The 3,367-nt window shown below is 38.8% G+C and carries 2 protein-coding genes and 3 pseudogenes; 4 read left to right on the top strand and 1 reads right to left on the bottom strand.

Annotation, left to right across the window (positions count from 1 at the left end):
- The first annotated feature begins 92 nt into the window (after positions 1-92).
- A pseudogene (locus tag V7150_RS26295) lies at positions 93-878 on the top strand (RCC1 domain-containing protein).
- A 124-nt stretch (positions 879-1,002) separates the two neighbouring features.
- Here V7150_RS26295 and V7150_RS26290 read toward each other — a convergent pair.
- Positions 1,003-1,842 (bottom strand): annotated as a pseudogene (locus V7150_RS26290) (tyrosine-type recombinase/integrase).
- A 78-nt stretch (positions 1,843-1,920) separates the two neighbouring features.
- On the opposite strand from V7150_RS26290, the pseudogene V7150_RS26285 reads away from it, so the two are divergent.
- The 3 genes and pseudogenes from V7150_RS26285 to V7150_RS26275 form a co-directional block, all read left to right on the top strand.
- Positions 1,921-2,211 (top strand): annotated as a pseudogene (locus V7150_RS26285) (GNAT family N-acetyltransferase); the annotation flags it as partial.
- A gap of 301 nt (positions 2,212-2,512) precedes the next feature.
- On the top strand, positions 2,513-2,827 hold the full coding sequence (locus tag V7150_RS26280) for a hypothetical protein (RefSeq protein ID WP_335524206.1): 315 nt from the start codon (positions 2,513-2,515) through the stop codon (positions 2,825-2,827).
- Positions 2,828-2,972: 145 nt separating this feature from the next.
- On the top strand, positions 2,973-3,233 hold the full coding sequence (locus V7150_RS26275) for a hypothetical protein (RefSeq protein WP_335524205.1): 261 nt from the start codon (positions 2,973-2,975) through the stop codon (positions 3,231-3,233).
- Positions 3,234-3,367: the final 134 nt, after the last annotated feature.

Below are 3,367 nucleotides of genomic sequence, written 5' to 3'. Positions count from 1 at the left end.
TGGCTTTTTCTTATTCCACGAAAGGGCAGGTTGGTATAACAAGCAAAAGTGATACAATAATAAAATAGGTCTTGTTTTCAAGGAGGTAAAACATGGATTACATTTCACCGAAAGAAGCGGTGTCAAGGGTGAAACGGTGGCCTAAAGATACCATAGCTGCGGGTCGTCGTCATACCGTTGGGCTTAAATCTGACGGAACGGTGACGGCTGTGGGTGATAATAAATATGGCCAATGTGATGTAAGCGGTTGGCGCGATATTGTGGCGGTCGCGGCTGGTAATGTTCATATGGCAACGAACACGGGTAATGCTCATACAATCGGTCTTAAATCTGACAGTACTGTGGCGGCTATGGGTTGGAATAAGCATGACCAATGCGATGTAAACGACTGGCGCGATATTGTAGCGGTTGCGGCAGGTTGGCGTCGTACCATTGGGCTTAAATCGGATGGCACGGTGGTAGCAGTGGGCCGAAATAATGAAGTCGAATGCAATGTAAGCGGCTCTGGCATGATATTGTGGCGGTCGCGGCGGGTTATCCTTCATACCATCGGTCTTAAATCGGACGGAACGGTGACGGCTGTGGGTTTGAATAAAAATGACCAATGTGATGTAAGCGGCTGGCGCGGTATTGTGGCGATAGCGGTGGGTAGTAATCATACCATCGGCCTTAAATCGGACGGTACTGTGGCGGCTGTGGGTTGGAATGAGTATGGCCAATGTAATGTAAGTGATTGGCGCGATATTGTGGCGATAGCGGCGGGTTGTGCCCATACCGTCGGGCTTAAATCGGACGGCACGGTGGTTGCTGTGGGTGATAATGAATATGGCCAATGCGATGTAAGCGGCTGGCGCGGCATCCAACTGCCCAACAATTAGTTTTCGGGTAAAAAGGATACAGTTCCTGCAACTAATAAATCCAAAAAAAGGATTAAACATAAAAGGTAAAAATTCCTTCTTCAGCTAACGGGGGCGATGCTTATAGAAGCATCGCTATTCCTTTCTAAAAATATTTCCTGTATAGGTTCTGTCTGATACTTCCGCTAAGTTGGGTATAATTCCGGGTGGTTTCACTTTTTTCATGACCAAGGAGGCTTTGAATTACATCCATAGGTGCTCCATTATTCAATAAATGAGTGGCATAGCTGTGCCTGAGTTGGTGCGGATGAATTTCTTTATTGATGCCCGCTCGATTTGAAATTCGCTTTATAATATATCTCATCTGGGCGATGCTCATTCGATGAGGATAACGTTCAGTTACAAAAATAGCGGGATCCTTGTCTTGTCGATTATCCAAATATCGTTTTAACCAAATCTCACACCGGATATTAAAATAAACTTCCCTTTCTTTATCTCCTTTTCCTCTGACGATTGCTGATCGGTCTGACCAATTGATACAATTTTTATCCAGCGAAACAACTTCTCCAATTCTACAACCTGTTGAAAACATGAACTCAAAAATTGCTTTTTCCATTGCGGTGTTACACGCTTCCCGTAAATGTTCTAATTCTCTTTCCGTTAAAAACTTTGGAATTCTTTTTCCTACTTTGGGTTCCTTTATTTTAGCAGCAGGGTTTTTCATAATATGTCCTTATTCGTGCAACCAGCGGAAGAAGGACTTCATAAAACGTATGCGATGGGCTAGGCTGGATGGCTTTAAATTTTCACTGGATTTCCCCAAGTAATCTTTTAATTGAATCGTGGTGATAGCGTCAATATTCAGGTCGTTAAAATACCGAATAAGTAGCATTGCTTGAAGACGGTAAGCTTTTAATGTATGTGGGGGGAACCCTTCAATACTTTTGTCAGCTTCATAAGACTCCCAGGCATTTGATAACAACAAAATAATTACCTCCAAATTAATACTTTTATAGAGGAATTATTGCCGGCTTTATAAAATGGAAAACCTAAAAATTCGTTATTACATCTATGCTCAAAACAAAATGGTGGACATAGAGCTGAAATTGCAAAATTAATGACTCACCCGAATTATCGGCGGAATGGAATTGCTCGTTTATTAATGGAGAAGGCTCATGAAACAGCTTTAAAAATTGGTAGAACATTATTGGTTCTCGATACTAGAGAAGGAGACCCCTCAAATTTACTTTATATTTCATTAGGATACATTAAAGCTGGGCGGATACCTGCTTATGCAATGTCCGAAAACGGTAATTTCGATGCGACAATAATTTATTATAAAAATTTGATGTAAGTAGGCAGGATTGTAGATTGTGAAACATTGTACTTACACTAACGGGTGCGATACTTCAATAACGAAGATTGCTTTTTTTTCTTCTTCAAGTAACGAAGCAGGTTAATTCAATTAGAAACCAAGGAACTATGAAACATAAAGTGGTTAATTTCGTCTAACCAATTAAGAATAAATAGCCATTATTACATTTTGTGGAAAAACAAAAAAACAATTGGAGGTGGAAAACGGTGTGAAAAAGTTTACTCTTATTATTTTATCATCCATTCTTTTATCTTTTTTACTAAATGGTTGTCAACAGCAAGTGTCAAACAATACAAAAGAGCTAAACGTGAAGGAAGAAAATAGAAATGAAACACAGTCATTAAATGTTAGGGAGGCTGTTTGGAATCAACTCACAAAAAAGGAAAAGGAGCATATAGTAGGAATTTGGAAGGATGCAAGTGTTCAGAAAATAACGCTTCGGGAGACAATGGGAAACATTAAAGACAAAACATTTATAGGAAAAGAAGTTTATCTTGTGGATTTTCCTTCAAACGATAATCCATCATTAGGTGGGGTTGGAGTTTATGCAGATATAAAAACCCATCGGATAATTGGATTTGGGTACAGAGATTAAAATTTGTATTTTGCTTAAAATTAGGATTACCTTTTTCTTGTTGAGCTAACGGGTGCATTCCTTCAACAAGGGATGCAGTTTTTCTTATTGAAGTAACAGGCAGGATAACAAAGGAAGAGATTATTTTGGTGAAGGAGTTTGTTAATTGAAGGGTTACGATAAGCTAACTAATAAACAAAAAGAGTTATTCCAGGAAGCATACAAAGTTCATTTATCCAGTATGGATGAGGAAGGAAAGAAGATACTTACTAAGGAGAATATTGTCGAAATTAAATGGGATGAGCAAGAAGACCGTTTAGAAGTTCTTTTTATTTGGAATGACAAATATATAAAAGTAGGTTATTACAATGGCTATTGGGGCTATTATTATTACATATTAATAGAAAAGGGGTTTGAACCACTTTAGAAAAAGAAATGATTGTCTGAACTAATGGGGTTAAGAGTTCAAGAACTAAGCTGCTATTTAGGCGGTTTTTCTTATTGAGCTAACTGGTTAGTACAAGAAAATGGAAAAACATAGGCGGATTAGATTGGTATAGC

This window comes from Neobacillus drentensis (assembly GCF_036965245.1).
GTDB lineage: Bacteria > Bacillota > Bacilli > Bacillales > Cytobacillaceae > Neobacillus > Neobacillus drentensis_G.
The sequence above is the reverse complement of the archived record's forward strand: the minus strand, read 5'-3'. Positions and strand labels throughout refer to the sequence as shown.